This window comes from Streptococcus sp. 20925_1_44 (genome assembly GCF_041432435.1).
Taxonomy (GTDB): Bacteria; Bacillota; Bacilli; order Lactobacillales; family Streptococcaceae; genus Streptococcus; species Streptococcus infantis.
Genome location: NZ_JAPVZQ010000007.1, coordinates 1 through 19,408 on the forward strand (window position 1 = coordinate 1; position 19,408 = coordinate 19,408).

The 19,408-nt window shown below is 42.0% G+C and carries 9 protein-coding genes and 1 pseudogene; 1 reads left to right on the plus strand and 9 read right to left on the minus strand.

Annotated features, from left to right (window positions below; translation table 11 throughout):
- The 3 genes from O3643_RS07965 to O3643_RS07975 form a co-directional block, all read right to left on the minus strand.
- Nucleotides 1-3,223 (minus strand): CshA/CshB family fibrillar adhesin-related protein (locus O3643_RS07965; RefSeq protein ID WP_371501040.1); only part of this gene is annotated, 3,223 nt, incomplete at its 3' end.
- A gap of 247 nt (nt 3,224-3,470) precedes the next feature.
- The gene (gene rpoC / locus O3643_RS07970; RefSeq protein ID WP_371501042.1) at nt 3,471-7,118 is read right to left on the minus strand and encodes a DNA-directed RNA polymerase subunit beta'; all 3,648 of its coding nucleotides are present in this window, start codon (nt 7,116-7,118) and stop codon (nt 3,471-3,473) included.
- A gap of 32 nt (nt 7,119-7,150) precedes the next feature.
- A complete protein-coding gene (locus O3643_RS07975) occupies nt 7,151-10,753 on the minus strand; it encodes a DNA-directed RNA polymerase subunit beta (protein ID WP_371501044.1) in 3,603 nt (1,200 codons plus the stop codon).
- Nucleotides 10,754-11,323: 570 nt separating this feature from the next.
- Here O3643_RS07975 and O3643_RS07980 point away from each other — a divergent pair.
- Nucleotides 11,324-13,336 carry a DUF2079 domain-containing protein gene (locus O3643_RS07980; protein ID WP_371501046.1) on the plus strand — a complete coding sequence of 671 codons (2,013 nt, stop codon included), beginning with the start codon at nt 11,324-11,326 and terminating at the stop codon, nt 13,334-13,336.
- A gap of 57 nt (nt 13,337-13,393) precedes the next feature.
- Here the strand turns inward: O3643_RS07980 and O3643_RS07985 are convergent.
- From O3643_RS07985 to nt5e, 6 genes and pseudogenes are all read right to left on the minus strand, one after another.
- Nucleotides 13,394-13,513, minus strand: a pseudogene (locus tag O3643_RS07985) (VOC family protein); the annotation flags it as partial.
- A gap of 130 nt (nt 13,514-13,643) precedes the next feature.
- Nucleotides 13,644-15,146, minus strand: a complete 1,503-nt coding sequence (locus O3643_RS07990) for a zinc ABC transporter substrate-binding protein AdcA (protein ID WP_371501048.1) — start codon at nt 15,144-15,146, stop codon at nt 13,644-13,646.
- Between the two features lie 9 nt (nt 15,147-15,155).
- Complete coding sequence (locus O3643_RS07995; RefSeq protein WP_006152441.1) at nt 15,156-15,962, minus strand: metal ABC transporter permease; 807 nt, start codon at nt 15,960-15,962, stop codon at nt 15,156-15,158.
- A complete protein-coding gene (locus O3643_RS08000) occupies nt 15,955-16,659 on the minus strand; it encodes a metal ABC transporter ATP-binding protein (RefSeq protein WP_371501051.1) in 705 nt (234 codons plus the stop codon). Before O3643_RS08000 ends, O3643_RS07995 begins: the two co-directional genes overlap by 8 nt.
- The gene (adcR, locus tag O3643_RS08005) at nt 16,659-17,099 is read right to left on the minus strand and encodes a zinc-dependent transcriptional regulator AdcR (protein ID WP_371501053.1); all 441 of its coding nucleotides are present in this window, start codon (nt 17,097-17,099) and stop codon (nt 16,659-16,661) included. The genes O3643_RS08000 and adcR overlap by 1 nt, the downstream gene beginning before the upstream one ends.
- 138 nt (nt 17,100-17,237) lie before the next feature.
- Entirely contained in the window at nt 17,238-19,310 is a 2,073-nt protein-coding gene (gene nt5e / locus O3643_RS08010) for a cell surface ecto-5'-nucleotidase Nt5e (RefSeq protein WP_371501055.1), read from the minus strand.
- Nucleotides 19,311-19,408: the final 98 nt, after the last annotated feature.

A 19,408-nucleotide genomic window follows, 5' to 3' on the forward strand; every position in this document is an offset into this window, starting at 1 on the left:
CAACTGTAAATTTACCAACGCCTTCTACTGTCTTAGTTGTTGAACCATCGTCAAATGTTGCTGGAACATCTTCGTTGATTGGAACAGTCTTTTCAACACCGTTAACTTCAACTGTACCACCCTTGAATTCAGGTTTACCTGTTTGTGTTGCACCTTGGATGTCTTTTGTTTCTGCTGGTGTTGCGGTTGGTGTTACTCCTACTACAGTTGGTGTGTACTTAGCTGTAGCAGTCTTAATGTACTCCTCTTGAACCTTACCATCTTTGTTTCGACCAACTGGTGCTGACAATGTAACTTCAATGCCTTTAGCTGTTCCGACAAAGCTTGGTTCTGGAGTGAAGGTTACTTCACCTGTTGAAGGATTGATCGTGTATGTTCCTTCTCCTGCTACTGTTACAGATGTCGCATCAGTAGTAAGACCAGTTGCTGGGTCTACCAACTTAGCAGGATATTCTGCACTTGGAGTGACTGCAATCTTGTCACCATTTAAGTTAGTAGCAGTTGTGTTAAAGGTTGGTATTTCTTTTTGAGTTGCACCTTGAATATCTTTAGATGTCTTGTCAACCCCTTCAATTTCAATCGGAGTGACTGTTGGAACGTATTGACCATCCATGGTATTCAACTGACCATCAATATTTGGTTCTTGGTCTGGGAATTTTGATGACCAACCAGTATCGTAACCGTTGTTATCTACACGACGGATTGAGATACCATCAGCAGTTCCAAGGAAGTTATCCTCAGGAATAAACTCAACATCTACATCTTTACCTTTAGCAGTAATCTTGTACTTACCTTGTCCTTTAACGACGTAGTAACCGTCTGCATCAAGGGTTGCACGATTGCCATCTTTGTCAACGATGTATGGTGCTACTGTTTCATCGATGACTGCCTGAGAGTTACGTTGATACTTGTGCTCTCCACGTGCTGTAAAGGTTACTGTTGCTGTTTGTTTAGTAGCTTGAGGACCAGAAGTTTCCTTGAATTCCCCTTTAGGTGGGTGGGTGATTTGAGTCTTGAAGTCTTCTACTTCCCCTGAAAAGGCCATACCCGTTGGGCTTTCAATCTCAGTAGCTTTCTTAGCAATACGGACACGAGCACCAAGCTCGTTGACGCTAGGATCGATGTAAGTCTTGCTGTTTGCAAAGGTCAACTCGACTGTACCATCTTGTGTGATTGTAGCGAGATTTGAGCGTTCATCCTCATCGAATTTACCATTTTGGTTAAAGTCTACCCAACCATAGATATGTGCTTCTGAAGCTCCATCCAAATGGGCTTGAACTGACATCTTGTAGTTACCTGGGCGTGTACGGTCCATCTTGATCATCTCATTGGTTGTCCCTTTGAGTTCATCTGGAAGTAATTGGTCAATTCCTTCATCGGCCGTAGTTGCCTTATCATCACCGAACCAGTCAAGAGTCGTGTTTTCATCCATATCAGGACTCACGTTACCAAGATACGGTTGATTTACTTTAGCTCCAGTAACACCGTCTACGGTTGCAATGGTATGAACTGCCTTACCATATGACTCAGGAGCATCCCCTTCATCAAGTGGGAAGAATCCTAGCATAGCAGACTGTTTACCACCTGAAGCAATGTAAAGACCAATCTCAGAAGCCCCCCTAGTCATAACAAGAGGAACATCCACATCAGCAGCAGAAATATTTGGTCCGAAGATCCCTGTTCCGAGACCTCCAGTTGTTAAATCGGCACTTCCAAAGTACTTCCAAGCAACTGCTTTTTTATCTGGCCCAACTTGATTTGCTCTTCGAAGTTGGTCAAGGTTGATCCTATTGAAATTCATGCCATTTATTTTAGTGGAAGGGTTCGAACCAAATAAATTGTCTGTGTCTTGAGGAATATAAGTTACATTATTTCCTCTGACCGATTTTTTCCATTCCCCTATATGTTGCCATCCTTGTCCGTTTGTGGTGAACATAACCAATTCACCGATGCTAGCAGATTCCCCATCCGCCATAACAATGGCAGGTTTGACCACTTTTCCACGGAAGGTCGCAGAAATTTCAAACTGGACTCCAATGTTCCCACCATTTAATTCTGAACTAATGGTAGTTTTCTTTGTCCCAGTATCAATACCTTCGAATTTAATTTCAGTCCAACGGTTTTGAGCCTCGGCAATAACCTTTGCTTCGTGACCAGCGTTCAATTCTGCAAGCGCTTTTTGATCAGTAGTCCCACTCACATAACCATTTCTGGCATTTGGATCATAGGTAGCCTTTTCAGCTGCCGTCGCTCCTCGGTCTTCTAAGCGCTTTTTGTAGATTTCTGTTGCTTGGAAGGGTTTCAAAGATTTAACTTTGACGGTTACCACGTAACCCGGCATAATTTCCTTAGTATAGGTGGCACCAACTTGAAGGGCAAGATCCCCATTCGACGTTGTTGTAGTACCCGTCCAGTTGGCTGTATCCCCAAAGTCCAACCAAGTAATCTGTCTAGTCATAGATTTGGCATCAAGATTTGTTGTATATCCTGGTTTTTCAACCTTTGGAGTTGATGTTGCGTCTACAACGTCTGCACCAATTCCAGTAGCTGTTGCAGCATCTGCACGGAAGGCAGTATTCTTATCAATCTCTTTACCATTACGAGGGTCGTTTTTCCCTGTATTTGCGATTGCGTTAGTGCCTTCAGCTGGCTTTGTGTTTTCTGCAGGTTTACCTGTAGTGGCTTCTGTCTTTTCAGTAGCTGCTACTTTTTCTTCGGCTACAGCTTTTTCTTTGTTTTTAAGTTTAGAATTGACAATAGTTACAAGTGATTGGTAAGCTGCGTCAAGTTCAGCTTGGCTTGTAGCAGAAGTAAGTGCATTTTTAGCATTAGCAAGACCTACCTTAAGAACTTCAACACTCTCGTCTGTCTTGTTGCTGTATTTGCCATTTGCCACGTTTGCTTCAATTTCAGCAACGTAAGCTGCCAATTTGTCGCTATTTAGCTCAGGTTTTACTTCAGTAGAAACTGCAGGGGCTGCTTCTGCTTTATAAGTTACTTCTTTAGCAGGAGCTGCTTCTGTAGTTACAGGAGTTTCAGCTTTGTCTACTTCTGTTGTAGCCGCAACTCCGTCAGCTTGTTTTTCTTCAGTTACTTCATCAGCTCCGACACCTGTAGCAGTTCCGAGCATTACCAACGTTCCGAGTAAGACCGAGCAAACTCCTACATGAAGCTTACGGATCGAGAATCGACTAATTCGGTCGTTAAACAGATCATTTTTCATGATTTACCTCCATCACCCTTTCGGGAGTGTATATATTGTTATATTTTATGCATTGTTTTTTTCAAAACCCTAAACATGCAACGCTTCTATTTTAGCACTATTGTACTTAAAAACCAAGCATTATGCTTATTATTTTGAAAGTTGAAACTAATATGCATTTATTCCATTTTTTCAAGAAAATATGCATTACGTTTTCATTACCTATACACACCAAAAGAGGGAAATCCCCTCTTTTGGATAAATCGGTTTATTCACTTGTTTCAACAGTCTCGACTTGGACATCCACTTGCTCTTCTTGTGAATCTGCAAGGAGGGATTCTTCGTTGACTGCTTGTGGTTCAAGGTTGCGGTAGCGAGCCATACCAGTACCCGCTGGGATGATCTTACCGATGATAACATTTTCCTTGAGACCAAGGAGATGGTCTTTCTTACCACGGATAGCCGCATCTGTAAGGACACGAGTTGTTTCCTGGAAGGAAGCAGCTGACAAGAAACTATTTGTTTCAAGTGAGGCTTTGGTAATTCCCATAAGGACTGGGCGACCAGTTGCTGGAACACCACCTGCGATAAGAACATCTTTGTTGGCATCTGTAAAGTCGTTGATATCCATGAGAGTACCCATAAGAAGGTCTGTATCCCCTGGATCCATGACACGAACTTTGCGGATCATTTGACGAACCATTACCTCGATGTGTTTGTCACCGATTTCTACCCCTTGGCTACGGTAAACTTTTTGTACTTCACCGAGGAGATAAGTTTCAACTGACAAGACATCACGTACAGCAAGGAGACGTTTTGGTTGGATAGAACCTTCTGTAAGAGCTGCACCACGAGAGATTTGATCGCCAACTTCTACACGCATACGTGCTGTGAATGGTACCACGTATTCGCCTTCTCCAGTTTCACCTTTAACGAAGACTTTCTTAGTACGAGTTGAAGCATCTTCTTCGATTGCTGTAACTTCCCCTTTGACTTCTGTGATAACCGCTTCCCCTTTAGGATTGCGGGCTTCAAAGATTTCTTGGACACGAGGAAGACCCTGAGTGATATCGGTATTTGAGGCAACCCCACCCGTGTGGAAGGTACGCATTGTAAGCTGTGTACCAGGTTCCCCGATAGATTGGGCAGCGATTGTACCAACTGCTTCACCAACCTCAACCGCATCACCAGTCGCCAAGTTGATACCGTAACAGTGACGGCAGACACCATGACGAGTGTTACATGTAAATACAGAGCGGATGGTTACTTCTTCAACACCGGCATTAACAATTTCACGAGCCTTGTCTTCTGTGATCAATTCATTTGGACCGATGATAACTGCACCAGTTTCTGGATGTTTAACAGTTTTCTTAGTGTAACGACCATTGAGACGTTCTTCAAGAGACTCAATCATCTCTTTACCTTCAGTAATAGAACGGATCAAGAGACCACGGTCAGTTCCACAGTCATCCTCACGAATGATAACGTCTTGGGCAACGTCAACCAAACGACGAGTCAAGTAACCTGAGTCGGCTGTCTTAAGGGCCGTATCGGTCATACCTTTACGGGCACCGTGAGTTGAGAAGAACATTTCGAGTACTGACAAACCTTCGCGGAAGTTTGAAAGGATTGGCAATTCCATGATACGTCCGTTCGGAGCAGCCATCAGACCACGCATACCGGCAAGCTGTGAGAAGTTTGAGATGTTACCACGGGCTCCAGAGTCCATCATCATAACGATAGGGTTCTTAGGATCTTGGTTGGCAACCAAACGTTTCTCGAGTTTTTCACGGGCAGCACGCCATTCAGCTGTAACAGCATTGTAGCGCTCGTCGTCTGTGATCATACCACGACGGAATTGTTTTGTGATTTGTTCTACACGTTTGTGTGATTCTTCGATGATTTCAGCCTTGTCTTCAACGACTGGAATATCGGCAATACCCACTGTCAAACCTGCAAGAGTTGAATGGTGGTAACCGAGGTTCTTCATGCGGTCAAGTAGGGCAGATGTTTCTGTCGTACGGAAACGTTTGAAGATTTCAGCGATGATATTTCCAAGGTTTTTCTTCTTGAATGGCGGGTTGATTTCAAGTCCTTCAATAGCTTCCTTGATATTTCCACCTAATGGCAAGAAGTACTTAGCCGGAACACCTTCTGTCAAGTTAGCGTTAGTTGGTTCTTGCAAGTAAGGTAGCCCTTCTGGCATGATATCGTTGAAGAGGATTTTACCAACAGTTGTAAGCAAGATTTTGTGTTTTTGCTCTTCTGTCCATGGTTTGTTCAAGCTATCTGTTGCGATACCAACACGTGAGTGGAGGTGAACATAACCATTACGGTAAGCCATGACCGCTTCATCACGATCTTTGAAGACCATACCTTCGCCTTCACGACCAGCTTCTTCCATAGTCAAGTAGTAGTTACCTAAAACCATATCCTGAGATGGAGTAACAACTGGTTTACCATCTTTAGGGTTCAAGATATGCTCAGCAGCAAGCATCAAGATACGAGCTTCTGCTTGGGCTTCTTCTGAAAGCGGTACGTGGATGGCCATTTGGTCCCCGTCAAAGTCGGCATTGTAGGCTTCACAGACAAGCGGGTGCAAGCGAAGGGCTTTACCGTCAATCAAGACAGGTTCAAAGGCTTGGATACCCAAACGGTGAAGGGTAGGTGCGCGGTTAAGAAGTACTGGGTGTTCTTTGATAACTTCTTCGAGGATATCCCAGATACGTTCATCTCCACGTTCTACCAAGCGTTTAGCCGCTTTAACGTTTTGAACGATATCGCGCGCAACGATTTCACGCATAACGAATGGTTTAAAGAGCTCGATTGCCATTTCACGTGGCACACCACATTGGTACATCTTAAGAGTTGGACCAACGGCGATAACAGAACGTCCTGAGAAGTCAACACGTTTACCGAGCAAGTTTTGACGGAAGCGTCCTTGCTTCCCTTTGAGCATGTGGCTCAATGATTTAAGCGGACGGCTACCTGGCCCTGTGATCGGACGACCACGACGGCCATTGTCAATCAAAGCGTCAACCGCTTCTTGAAGCATACGCTTCTCATTTTGAACGATGATACCTGGCGCGTTCAACTCAAGCAAACGAGCCAAACGATTGTTACGGTTAATAACACGACGGTAAAGGTCGTTCAAGTCAGATGAGGCAAAACGGCCACCATCCAACTGCAACATTGGACGAAGATCTGGTGGAATAACTGGAAGGATGTTAAGAACCATCCATTCAGGCTTGTTTCCAGACTTGTGGAAAGCATCCAAAACATCCAAACGACGGATAGCTTTCACACGTTTTTGTCCAGTAGCTGTTTTCAACTCTTCTTTGAGTTCAGCAATTTCTTTTTCAAGATCTACTTGCTTCAAGAGGTCTTGGATAGCTTCGGCACCCATCTTGGCAACGAATGAACCATGACCAAACTCACGCAAGCGCTCACGGTATTCGCGCTCTGTCATGATAGACTTGTGCTCAAGTGGAGTATCCTTCGGATCAATCACCACATAAGCAGCAAAGTAGATAACTTCCTCGAGGGCACGAGGACTCATGTCAAGGGTCAAGCCCATACGGCTTGGAATCCCCTTGAAATACCAGATATGAGATACAGGAGCTTTTAACTCGATGTGTCCCATACGTTCACGACGAACTTTTGTACGCGTTACTTCAACACCACAACGGTCACAAACAATCCCTCTGTAACGAATGCGTTTGTATTTACCACAAGCACATTCCCAGTCTTTTGTAGGACCAAAGATCACTTCATCAAAGAGTCCTTCACGTTCTGGTTTCAACGTACGGTAATTGATTGTTTCAGGTTTTTTGACTTCTCCATAAGACCATGAACGGACTTTACTTGGAGAAGCTAGTGTGATTTGCATACTTTTAAAACGATTTACATCAACCACTATTTCTTCCCTTTCTATTATAAGTGAACTGCTTATTCTTGTTCAGCAGCTTCTTCTGTTGTTTCCGCTTTTGCATTTTCTTCTGCTTCAAAGGCTGCTTTAGCCTCTTGAGCTGCTCTTTCGCGGGCTTTTTCAAGGTCATCTACGTGGATGACATCTTCGTCCATTCCTTCATCAAGGTCACGAAGTTCCACTTCTTGATCGTCTTCGTCAAGGACACGCATGTCAAGACCAAGAGATTGCAATTCTTTTACAAGAACTCGGAATGATTCTGGAACACCTGGTTTTGGAATTGGTTTTCCTTTTGTAATAGCTTCATAAGCTTTCAAACGTCCGTTGATATCGTCAGACTTATAAGTCAAGATTTCTTGAAGGACATTTGACGCACCATAGGCTTCAAGCGCCCAAACCTCCATCTCACCGAAACGTTGTCCACCAAACTGAGCTTTACCTCCGAGTGGTTGTTGCGTAACAGTTGAGTATGGTCCAACTGAACGAGCGTGCAATTTATCATCAACCATGTGGTGGAGTTTGATCATGTACATGACACCAACTGACACACGGTTATCAAATGGTTCACCAGTACGACCATCGTATAGGATAGTCTTAGCGTCGCTATCCATACCTGCTTCTTTGACAGTGTCCCAAAGGTCTTCAGAACTTGCTCCGTCAAAGACTGGTGTTGCGATGTGAATACCAAGAGTACGAGCCGCCATACCAAGGTGAAGCTCCATAACCTGACCGATATTCATACGTGATGGTACCCCAAGTGGGTTCAACATGATATCGACTGGAGTTCCGTCTGGAAGGTAAGGCATGTCTTCTACAGGAACGATACGAGAGACAACCCCTTTGTTCCCGTGACGTCCGGCCATCTTATCTCCGACCTTAATCTTACGTTTTTGTGCGATGTATACGCGAACCAGCATGTTGACACCAGATTGCAATTCATCACCGTTTGCACGTGTAAAGATTTTAACATCACGAACGACACCATCGGCACCGTGTGGTACACGAAGGGAAGTGTCACGAACTTCACGAGATTTGTCACCGAAGATAGCGTGCAAGAGACGCTCTTCAGCAGAAAGGTCTTTTTCACCCTTAGGTGTGACTTTACCTACAAGGATATCCCCTTCTTTAACCTCAGCACCGATACGGATGATACCCATTTCGTCAAGGTCTTTAAGGGCGTCTTCACCAACGTTTGGAATTTCACGAGTGATTTCTTCAGGCCCAAGCTTTGTATCGCGTGTTTCTGATTCGTATTCTTCGAGGTGAACAGATGTGTAAACATCGTCTTTCACCAAGCGTTCACTCATGATAACGGCATCCTCGAAGTTGTACCCTTCCCATGTCATGTAGGCAACGATTGGGTTTTGTCCAAGCGCCATTTCACCTTTTTCCATAGAAGGACCATCAGCGATAAAGTCACCTTTTTCGATGACATCGCCAACTCGAACAAGGGTACGTTGGTTATAAGCAGTACCTGAGTTTGAACGACGGAATTTTTGAATGTGGTAAACATCAAGGGATCCATCTTCACGACGAACTTCTACTTTGTCCGCATCCGCATAGGTAACCTTACCATCATGTTGTGCAATAACTGCAGCTCCTGAGTCATGGGCTGCTTGGTATTCCATACCAGTCCCAACGAAAGGCGCTTTAGGATCGATCAACGGAACAGCCTGACGTTGCATGTTGGCTCCCATGAGGGCACGGTTGGAGTCATCGTTTTCCAAGAAAGGAATACATGCTGTCGCAACGGCAACTACCTGTTTAGGAGAAACGTCCATATAGTCAACGCTTGATGCTGGATATTCTTGGTTAACCCCTTGGTGACGTCCCATGACAACTTTTTCAGCAAAAGTTCCATCTGCGTTCAATTTAGAGTTAGCCTGAGCTACTGTGTATTCATCTTCTTCATCGGCAGTCAACCAAACAATTTCGTTGGTAACTTTACCAGTTGCACGGTCAACCTTACGGTATGGTGTTTGAATGAAACCATACTTGTTGAGGTGTCCGTAAGAAGACAAGTTGTTGATCAAACCGATGTTTGGTCCTTCAGGCGTTTCGATTGGACACATACGACCATAGTGAGTGTAGTGCACGTCACGCACTTCATATCCAGCGCGGTCACGTGTCAAACCGCCAGGCCCTAAGGCAGACAAACGACGTTTGTGAGACAACTCAGAAAGTGGGTTGTGTTGGTCCATGAACTGTGACAATTGTGAAGAACCAAAGAATTCTTTGATCGCTGCAGTCACTGGACGGATGTTAATGATTTGTTGAGGTGTCAATACTTCGTTATCTTGAACAGACATACGTTCACGAACATTACGTTCCATACGTGAAAGTCCAAGACGTACTTGGTTGGCAAGCAATTCACCAACAGCACGAATACGACGGTTTCCGAGGTGGTCGATATCATCGATACGACCGATGCCTTCAGCCAAGTTAAGGAAGTAGCTCATTTCAGCAAGGATATCTGCCGGAGTGATAGTGCGAACTTTATCATCTGGATTTGCATTTCCGATGATTGTTACAACACGGTCTGGATCAGTTGGTGCCACAACCTTGAATTTTTGAAGAACAACTGGTTCTGTCAAAACAGCTGAGTCATTTGGAGTGTAGACAATCTTGTTCAAATCGCCATCCAAGTGACTTTCGATGCTTTCGATGACATCGCGAGTCATAACAGTACCTTTTTCAACCAAGATTTCACCAGTTTCAGGGTCCACCAATGGTTCAGCGATTGTTTGGTTGAGCAAACGAGTTTTAATATTTAATTTCTTGTTAATCTTGTAGCGTCCAACAGCTGCCAAGTCATAACGACGTGGGTCGAAGAAACGAGCTACAAGCAAGGTACGTGAACTCTCAGCAGTTTTTGGTTCACCTGGACGAAGACGCTCATAAATTTCTTTCAAAGCTTCGTCTGTACGAGAGTCCATTGGGTTTTTATGGATATCTTTTTCAACAGTGTTGCGAACCAACTCGCTGTCCCCAAAGATATCAAAGATTTCATCATCACCTGAGAAACCAAGTGCACGAACTAAAGTCGTAAATGGAATTTTTCGTGTACGGTCGATACGAGTATAGGCGATGTCTTTTGAGTCACTTTCCAGTTCCAACCAAGCTCCACGGTTAGGGATAACAGTTGAACCGTAGCCCACTTTACCGTTTTTGTCTACTTTATCATTAAAGTAAACACCTGGAGAACGCACCAACTGTGATACGATAATACGTTCACCACCGTTGATGATGAAAGTACCCATCTCAGTCATGATTGGGAAATCTCCAAAGAAGACTTCTTGAGTTTTGATTTCGCCAGTTTCTTTGTTAATCAAGCGGAAAGTTACAAAGATTGGTGCTGAATAACTTGCATCATGGATGCGAGCTTCTTCAAGCGTATATTTAGGTTCTTTGATTTCGTAGCCAACAAATTCCAACTCCATTGTTTCTGTGAAGTTTGAAATTGGCAATACATCTTCAAACACTTCCTTCAGACCATGGTCTAGGAAATCTTTAAATGAATCAGTTTGAATTTCAATCAAATTTGGTAAGTCAAGAACTTCTTTAATTCTTGAAAAACTACGACGGGTACGATGTTTCCCGTATTGAACGTCATGTCCTGCCAAGATGATTCTCCTTTGTAAATAAAGTTCCAAGCTTAGTCGCCTAAGCTAATAATTATCGTTTAGTGGTTCTAAAACCTCTATCAACTTATCCCCCTTGACTAATTTTTCAGAATCTTTAAATCTCTGTTACAGATGCAAAAAATACCGAAAAAAAGCACAAAAAGAGCAGTTAAATCTGACTTTTTTCAGGAGATTTAACTGCTGTGAGCCTTGTCCGGACAATATTTCAGACAAAACCTACGACAAATGATTACTCATATTATACCCGATTTTCTCTAATTTTTCAAGTCCTTTGAAGGATTTTTCTTGCTTTAGTATAGTTGTGGCTTGTTTTCAGAAAAGGTGATTTTCATGATTGTTCTTCTCTCTTCCTAAACTTTTTATTCTCCACTCCATATTTCAATGTTTTTATATTTTTCCTAAGCATCTTTTAAGGAGAAAGTTTATGTGCTTCTCACTAAAAACAAGAGGCGATATTTTATAAACTATCTAAAATCATGTAAAAATTCAGTCATAAACTAAAGAAAATACTTTTTTATGATAGAATATTAGCTGGAGGATTTTTATGATATGAAACGAGTTTTAACAAACTTGATAGAACAACGAGTCTATTACTCATCTTGTCTCATTGGCGCCTATCTTCTGATGATATTGGTCGAATTGTTAACTTCGACTCCCCATGATATTTTTCTCAGTTTGGCTCCTATTTCCACTCTAAGCTTAGGAATCTTTTTTGTAGTTGGATCCAGCTTGATCCTTTTTACTGAAAAAATCCCTGCTTTTAGCATTTCCAAAGTCAATATCCTGTTGACGAATATTGTCCTATTAATAGCCATTTATAAAAGTATGTCTTTTTTCTTGTCTCTAGGGCTGCTATTATCTGCTTTCGTGCTATATACAGGTAGTTTTCTAAGAAAAGAGAAATTGTCCTTACTATATCTACTAGTAATTGTATTTTCAACACCCCGTCTCTTGACTTTAGCTACTTCTAACTTTCAGGATACGGCACTTAAGTTTCATACTTTCAACCTAGCCGACACTCGATTTAACATCATTATTTGGTCTGTAATTTTTGCCACTATTCTATCTGGAGCTGTCCTTCTGTTAATCCATAACTCTCCTATTAAGCAATATTTAGAACGCTACAGAAAATTACTAACCTATGTTATACTTTCACTAGCCACTCTCTATGTAGTCTATCTATCAGTCGTTTTTGTTTATAAAGTGAAAACCTTTGATGGTTCTACCTTTGATATTGGTCTATTCTCACAGATGTTTCATCGCATGAGCACCGACTTGAGCGCTATCACAACACTCGAGCGCGATCGAGTATTATCTCACTTTGCAGTTCACATCTCACCCATTTTCTATCTGATGTTACCTTTCTATAAGCTTTTCCCACATGTTGAAACTTTAGAAGTGCTACAAATTTGGGTTGTATTCTCTGCAGTAATTCCTCTAAGATTGCTTCTCTCCAAATTGAATCTATCGAAATTGGCAAACATTTTGACAATTCTTTGGTTCGTACTTTTACCTGTATTAACTACAGCAGGAGGTTATCATCTGCACGAAAATTGTTTCTTGGTCCCTTTGATTTTTTGGGTATTCTATTTCATAGTAAATGAAAAGAAGTGGGGGATTCTCATATCCACTATCCTACTACTTTTAGTCAAAGAAGATGCCTTTATCTATGTCTTCAGCATAGGAATATTCTTCTTAACCCAGAAACGTTTTAATCTTACCACCAAAACTAAGAAATGGCTAATTATTACTGAATTCCTTTTGCCAGTTCTATACTTCACTCTAGCATTGTTAATCCTGAGCACATTCGGAGAAGGCGGGATGGTCTCTCGATTCGATGCGTTCTTACTAAAAGATGAAAGTGGAATTTTAACCGTATTTAAAAATTTAATTCTTCATCCAAGTTTTGCTATTAGCCATTTGTTTATGGCTAAAAAACTAGGCTATTTATTCCTGATGTTAGCTCCCATGTGCTTCCTACCACTATTGCAACGGAACTGGTCAACTTATTTTTTAGCTATACCTTTAGTAGTTATCAATTTATTGCCGGATTGGCCTTATCAATACGATATCGGCTTTCAATATAGTTATGGCAGTGGAGCCTTACTCTTCATAATGGCCTTGCTAGCTTTAGAAGACCTGAAAGAACACAAACTCATTAAAGAAAAAATGGTGATTTCAGTCATTTTTATGGGTATTATTTTTTCTGGTACTTTTCTTCATCGTTTCACTCATGCTTGGTCTTCTAATATTACCTATTACCAACAAAACAAGGACAAATATGATGCAATTAGATATGGCCTAGAAATTCTGCCAGAAGATGCCTCAATCGTTGCAGAAGGAGGCTATACCCCTGCACTGAGAAAACATCAAGCCCTTTACGATATTTTCTACCACAACCAGCGAAAAGCTGACCCATCAATTGATTATATTGTAATTCCACGAGAACAAAAAGGGAAAAACGATGTCTATGATTCTGTAATTGCCAGTTATGAAACACTAGGATATAAGGAAAGTAAGTACGCAACAAAAGAACTTTTCATCCTCGAAAAACCTGAATAAAAAAGAGAGCAGTTCAAACTACTTCTAAAGTAGACTGAACCGCTCTTTTCTAATGCACGATTGATTCAAAATCTCCAACCCAAGCAACTGATGATAAAATGCTGTCTGACTTTCTAAGTCCTTGACATTTAAAGCTACTTCAGCCAAATAAATCTGACTATTATATTCGTAAACCATAGAAAACCTCTCTTTGTTGTAACTGTTTTTATGACATCTATTGTACTCCCTTCTCAGCCAATGTCAATCCAGATGCTCAACGCTGATAAAACAAGAAAAATCCTCCCCATGTAGGAAGGATTGTTTGGATTTAATGAGCTAACATTTCTTGAGCAATCTCTTGACCTGATAAGCCATCTGGATAGTAGGTTGGCCAGTTGTCCATCTCTTCAAAGAGGGCTTCTTGGCTAGTGCCTCCAAAGAAGATATGGAAATGCTCTGCCTTGACCGGAGCGATATTGTGGTCGCTAAACTGAACATACTTAAATTGTCCAGCGTCTGCATCAGTCGCTTCAAAGAGGAAGCGTACTCCACGATTCCCTTTCTTATAAGTCAAGATTTTCTTGCCGACATACTTGTAAGTATATTTCTTGCTTTGGCCACCTTGGATGAATTCCATAGTGTTATCCGTGATGTTAATCTTGGTCACATCTGTTTGGTAACCTTTTTGATAGTAAGCCTTATACTCATCCTTGGTCATCTTACCAGTCAATTTAGCCTTGTAGTCAAATACTTGGTCAAGAGTCCCATCCTCAAGGAAAGGATAGACAGACTGCCAGTTGCCAGCATAATCACTTAGGGTACGGTCCTTAACATCTGCATCCTCAAAGTAGCCATTTTGAACGGTTTTAGTTTCCTCTGCCTTTTCTGGTTCAATCTCTGCTCCTGCCTGATCAGTTGTCTGCTTGAGAGACTTGAGATTTTTCTCCATGATAGAGATATAGTTTTCTCCAGCCTTCATGTCCTCTTCGGTCAAGCTTTCAAGAGGATTCAGAACATCTAACTTCACTCCTGTTTCTTTTGAGAGAGTATTAGCCAGGGCTTGCGAGGCATTTTCTTCAAAGTAGATATAAGAAATCTTATTTTTCTTGATGTACTCGGTCAATTCTGCCAAACGGCTTGCTGAAGGCTCCGCATCTGGTGAAAGACCTGAAATAGAGACTTGATTGAGTCCGTAGTCCAAGGCTAGATAACGGAAGGCTGCGTGTTGAGTCACAAAACTCTTTTGTTTTGCATTAGAAAGCCCTTCAGTATAGGCCTTGTCCAAGGCTTGTAGTTTTTCGATATAGGCTGCTGCATTTTTTTCAAAAGTCGTCTTCTTATCTGGATAGTCAGCTGAAAGACTATCACGGATATGTTCTACAAGTTTGATTGCACGCGCAGGAGACAACCATACATGAGGGTCATACTCGTGATGATGACCTTCTTCACCATGGTCACGGTCCTCCTCTTCTTCACTTCCTGGAAGAAGCAACATATCTCCAGTAGCTTTAATGGTTTTTACTTTTTTTGCATCTAGAGATTCTAAAAGTTTAGGAACCCAAGTTTCCATATTTTCATTCTCATAAACAAAGGCATCAGCATCTTGGATTTTAGCGACTGCCTTAGGTGATGGTTCATATTCATGTGGCTCTGTTCCAGCCCCGATTAAAAGTTCGACATTGGCTGTATCCCCTGCTACTTGCTTGGTAAATTCATAGACAGGGTAGAAAGTTGTAACGATATTTAATTTCCCGTCTGCTTGTTTTTGATTGGAACAAGCAACTAAGAATAAGGTCACAAGACTTGCCAAAAGTAGACTTAGTTTTTTCATTTACTTCTCCTATTTGATAAAACGTTTGAGTAAGCTGACTCCTAAGAAGACAACTACAAAGATAAGAGTGATACTTGCACTTGGTGGTGTCTCTGCATAGTAGGAAATATAAAGTCCTGCCACCATGCCTAGAAAACCAATGACGCTAGCAAGTATCATCACAGAACTAAAGTTTTTACCTAGACGCAAAGCAATACTTGCTGGTAAGACCATGATAGTCGATACCAAAAGTGCTCCCGCAGCTGGGATCATGAGGGCAATAGCCACACCCGTTACCATGTTAAAGAGAATAGACATGGTACGCACTGGAAGACCATCGACAAAAGCTGTATCCTCGTCAAAAGTTAGAATATACATGGGTCTTAAAAAGAGGAAGGTCAGGATTAAAACAACCGCTGCAATAACAAAGAGCCCAATGACCTGCTCTTGACTAATGGTCACGATAGAACCAAAAAGGTACTGATCCAGACTCATCGAGCTAGAGCTCTTACCCTTACTCATGACAATAAGTGAAACTGCAAGTCCTGTAGACATGAGGATGGCTGTCCCAATCTCCATAAAGCTTTTATAAACCGTGCGTAGATACTCAAGGAAAACCGCCGCAATCAAAACAATCACAATAGTTGAGATGGTCGGAGAGATCCCTAAAACCAAGCCAAAGGCAACCCCTGAAAGGGAGACGTGACTCAGTGTATCACTCATAAGACTCTGGCGACGCAAGATAAGGAAGGTCCCAAGAACTGGTGAAAATAGGCTCATGGCAATAACAGCCAAAAAGGCTCGCTGCATAAAATCATAAGACAATAGATTAAGCATGCTCCACCTCCTGGTCACTTTCATGGACATTGAAGCAACGCCATGGGGAATCTTGGTCTCGGACCAGGTGAATATTGCGATCTGCGTAGTCCTTAACTTCTTCAGGATCGTGAGTAATCATCAAAACAGCCTTGCCATGATGGTGGGCACTGTGGTGCATAAGTTCATAAAACTCATCCTTGGTTCCCGCATCCATCCCTGTCGTCGGCTCATCCAAGATAAAGATATCAGGATCTGAAGCAAACATACGTGCGATAACAGCCCTTTGCTTTTGCCCGCCAGAAAGGGAGCCAATGCGTTTATCCCGATGTTCCCACATACCAACAGAGTTTAAACTAGCCTTGATATGTTCATCATCATGGGCATTCAAACGACGGAACCAACCTTTTCTTGGATAACGACCTGATTTGACAAATTCATAAACTGTACTTGGAAAGCCTGCATTAAAACTTGCAATCTGTTGAGGAAGGTAGGCGATTCTTAGTTTCGTCCCACGAGTGTTGGTCTTTGAAATGGTAACTTTGCCAAATCTTGGTTGTAAAATACCCAGACTAGCCTTAATTAGCGTTGTCTTGGCTGCTCCATTTTCTCCAGTAAGGGTGACAAATTCCCCACTATCAACACTGTAATTGATATGCTCAAGCACAGGTTCCTTGTCATAATAGAAGGACAAATCCTCTACTGTGATGTATCTCATTACTTGATTTCTCCTACTAAAGCAGTTAAAAACCGCTGGATAATTTTTTGCTCTTCATCTGAGAATTGACTGGCAACTTGTTCATAAGTCGAGAGGGTGTGCTCATGATGATGGTGATGCTCCTCAGCAATCGGTCGAGCTAGATCTGTCAATTGATAGAAAATCACTCGAGCATCCTTTGGATCCTTAGACGTTTCCAGCATCCCCTCTTTAATCAAGGACTTAATGGCCTTGGTGACAGCTGCTTGACTGACATTGAGACGGCGAGCCAACTCAGAGTTAGTTAAGGACTCCTCTGATAAGAGCATAAGAATATGCTCCTGGGTATTGGTCAAAGCCACATTACTGGTACAATGGCCAATAAGGATTTCATGCTGATTTTCAGCTTTCAGGATTACTTCATTTAAAAAATGATCAATGTCTTTTGCTAATTGTCTCATGAACTTCTCCTTTCCTAGTTATCTTTTTCCTAAAACAATATAGAACACCGCAGATTCTTTACTGGTTAATTATATCATAAACCAAAAAAGAATCAAGAAAAAAGATGAAAACACCTGAGATGTTTTCATCCTTTAGAATTATTTTTCTTGTTTACGGCTAGTCCAGAGGGCTGTCGCTCCAAGAATCATACCAAGTAGCATCATGAAAATAGATTGCTCACTACCTGTATTTGGAAGTACTTTCTCTGAGACTACTGGTTTCTTAGCAAACTCATCTGCAACCTTATAATCAACTTTTACAGTAGAAGGTTGAGTCGGTTTTGTTGCTTGGTCTTCTACTGGTTTAGCTGGATCTTGCTCTTTACCTTCTTCAGGAAGTTTAAAGGTTTTTGAGTCCACAGAAATCGTGCGTGAATTTGGATTTACTTTTTCATACTGAGTCAAATCAGCTGTTTTAAGATAGTCTTCAAAGGCAGCATCCATTGAAGGACCTTCTTCTCTAGCACCACCAAGCATGGTATAACCGTCACCACCTGCTGCAAGGAAGTCATTGGTTGCTAGGTAGTAGATTTTCGCCAAATCTAGTTTTTCATAAAGACCAGTTGCACGATTCTTCACTTGAATAGCCAAGACGCGTTTACCTGCGACTAGGTTTGTATCGTAGTAGACCTTGGCTCCTGAAATCTGTAAGAATCCACCACTTGGTTCGAGCAATGGTTGACCATTTTCATCCAAGACAGTTTTTCCTGCCTTATCAACCTGCAAGATAGATCCGAGTGATTTTTCAAACATATCCAGAACTTGCTGACCAGTTACTTGAATTTGTGAGATTGTGTTTCCAAATGGCAAGACTGCAATGACATTTCCTTTTGTAATTGGTTTGTCTTTAGCAATTGTCTCACGCAAGCCACCACCATTTGTCACAGCGATATCTGTTGGATGACTAAATCCTGTTTGACCATACTGGTAGAGAGAATCTGCGACGACATTTCCAAGGTTTGTCTCGCGGACACGGACATTTTCACGGTCACCGTTTAGTTCAACAGGACTGTTAGACACAACCTCAACTGCATTTTCAGCATCGTATTTTTGTTTAATGTCTTTGACTAGTTTTTCAACTGTTGGATTGGCTGGTAATTTTTTAGCATCAGCAGCCGCAATCTGAGTTGGATTGCCCAAAAGCTGACGGGATTTATAAGTAATTTTACCAACGTTATGGAGATAACTTCCAGTTTGGTTGTAAGTCACATTATCTCCGTAAGTAGTTGATTCTACTGTATGAGAGTGCCCATCAATGACTGTTACACGTTTCCCCTTCAAAAGAGGGTTCTTAGACAGGGCTTCTGCTAGTGTTGAGCCACGCCAAGCTACTGGCGTTGTTGTATCAACACCCAAGTGGGCTAAGACTACATAATGCTTATAATCCTTACCTTCCGCCTTAGCCTTGGCTTGAACTTCTTCAACGACCTTATTAACCTCTTCGATTGGCTCAGTAAAGGTTACTCCTTTAACATTTTTAGGGTGAGTTTTCGTTGCTGTTTCCGGCGTTGTCACACCTATCACTACAAACTCATCGCCTTCAACATCCTTATTCTTGTCAACAATAGTAGAAGCTTGGAAGAGACGAGCTCCATCTACATAAGTATTTGAGCTTAACAAGGGGAATTTCAAAATTTCTTTGTATTTTTTAGCTTCATCAAGTCCGAAATCAAACTCGTGATTTCCTACAGCCATGGCATCATACTGCATCTGATTGAGAATTTCAGCACGTGCTTCACCCTTCGTAGAGTTGGAAATCGGTAAACCTTGGAAGGCGTCTCCCGCATCAACAACTAGAGTATTTTGATTTGATTTCGCGCGTTCCTGCTCAATGACAGTCGCTAACTTAGCATCACCAATTACTCCCTTCTCCTCTACAATACGACCATGGACATCATTGGTGTGTAAGATAACAGTGTCCTTTTCTTCGCTTTTAGGAGATTCAGCAGGATCTGACGGAGCTTCTGCAGGTGCAATCGCTTCTGAAGTTGCCGATGTTTCCAGTACCGCAGGGCTCTCAACAGGAGCTGGAGTCGCCGACGGAGCTGGAGTTGCTGCGACAGCTGAACTTTCTGCAGGAGTTGTTGCTTCTTCAGCGTATACTTGTCCAGCTAAGAAGGCTGGAGCTAATAAAGCTGTAGATAGGATGGGTAATAAGAACTGTTTCTTCATTTTGAAATCCTTTTCTTTTCTTTTTCTCTTTTATATTATACGCTATTTCTAAAAATTATGAAACTTTTGACCTATTTGCATCTTAAATATTCGCCATT